The sequence below is a fragment of the Streptomyces sp. UH6 genome (genome assembly GCF_013421635.1).
Taxonomy (GTDB): Bacteria; Actinomycetota; Actinomycetes; order Streptomycetales; family Streptomycetaceae; genus Streptomyces; species Streptomyces abyssomicinicus.
Window position 1 is genome coordinate 1 of the sequence record NZ_JACADT010001232.1, and the last position, 1429, is coordinate 1429.

Below are 1429 nucleotides of genomic sequence, written 5' to 3' on the forward strand. Positions count from 1 at the left end.
GGCGGCGGTGGTGCCGGCGTTGAGGTTCACGCCGAAGTCCCCGTCGCCCGACTGCTGGTCGAGCGCGGTCAGTTCGGGTTCCGTGGCGCGCGCCGATTCGGCGAAGCGGCGTATCCAGCCGTCGGTGAACGCGCCGTCGAAGTGGGCCGTGGTCATGCTTGCCTCCCAGGACTCCCGGTGGTCACCAGCTGAGCGCGGCGGTACGGACGGGGGCGTCGTACCGTTCCAGCACGAGGGGGTCGGCCACCATCAGGGTGATCGAGAAGCCCCGCATGTCCAGCGCCGTCACGTAGTTGCCGACGAGGGAGCGCGCCAGGTCGAGTCCGCGGTCGTCCAGCAGGCGGCCCAGCTCGCCGAAGACGCCGTACAGCTCCAGCGGGGTCACCGAGCCGAGGCCGTTGACCAGGGCGATCACCGCGTCCCCGCGGGACGGGGCGAGCGCCTGGAGGAGCGACCCGGTCATCTCCGACACCAGCTCGGACGACGGTCCGTGGGCGCGGGCCCGGTCCGCCCGCTCGCCGTGGATGCCGACGCCGTACTCCAACTGTCCGGCGTCGAGTTCGAAGGCGGGACCGCCGGTGGTGGGGGCGGTGTGGGCCCGGGAGGCCACCGCGAGGGTGCGGCAGCGCGACACCAGTTCGCCGCCCAGCTTGGCGAGTTCGTCGAGTGCCAGTCCGCTGTCGGCGGCGGCGCCGAGGATCTTCTCCACCAGCACGGTGCCGCCGGTGCCGCGCCGGCCGGCGCGGATCTCCTCCGACTCCGAGGCGAGGTCGTCGTCGACGAGCACCCGGGCGCAGGGGATGCCGCGGCGGGCGAGGCGTTCGGCGGCGATGCCGAAGTTGATGCGGTCGCCGGTGTAGTTCTTGACGACGTGCAGCACGCCGTCCTCACGGGCGGCCGCCACGGACGCCTCGTAGACGGAACGGTTGTGCGGCGAGGCGAAGACCCGGCCGGGGACGGCGGCGTCGAGCATGCCGCGTCCGACGAATCCGGTGTGCAGCGGCTCGTGGCCGGAGCCGCCGCCGGAGAGCAGCGCCACGCGGCGGCCGGGCGCGGGGTCCCGGGCCAGCAGGTAGCCGTGCTCGGTGTCGTGGGTCACCAGGGACGTGTGGGCCCGGGCGAAGCCTGCCAGGGCGTCGGGCACCAGGTCCTCGGCGGCGTTGCCGAAATACGCGGCCATCGGGGGTCTCCCTCCTCAGGTCCGCCCTCGGACCACGGTCCGCCCGTGGCCGGGCGGACCCGCCTGGGCCATCCTGCCCGGATACGACTGCCCTCATGCTGGGCGCACGGAGGGCCCGCGGCAACTCGGGACCGGACCACCACGCCCCACCCACCCACCTCCGGGGCCCCGCCCACCCCGCGCCCCGAACCGCCCCGCGGTCCCGTCTCCGCCCACGGTCCCGTCCCACCCCGCAACCCCGTCCCGGCC

General features: G+C 74.7%; 1 protein-coding gene and 1 pseudogene. Both read right to left on the reverse strand.

Going from position 1 to position 1429, the window contains the following annotated elements; all coding sequences use genetic code 11:
* Positions 1-156: pseudogene (locus HW445_RS33925) on the reverse strand (dihydroxyacetone kinase); the annotation flags it as partial.
* Between the two features lie 25 nt (positions 157-181).
* Entirely contained in the window at positions 182-1180 is a 999-nt protein-coding gene (locus HW445_RS30865) for a dihydroxyacetone kinase subunit DhaK (protein ID WP_180224086.1), read from the reverse strand.
* Positions 1181-1429 lie beyond the last annotated feature (249 nt).

Excerpts from the sequence above, each read along its gene's own strand:
- HW445_RS30865 (WP_180224086.1), bottom strand. The coding sequence starts at position 1,180 with ATGGCCGCGTATTTCGGCAACGCCGCCGAGGACCTGGTGCCCGACGCC.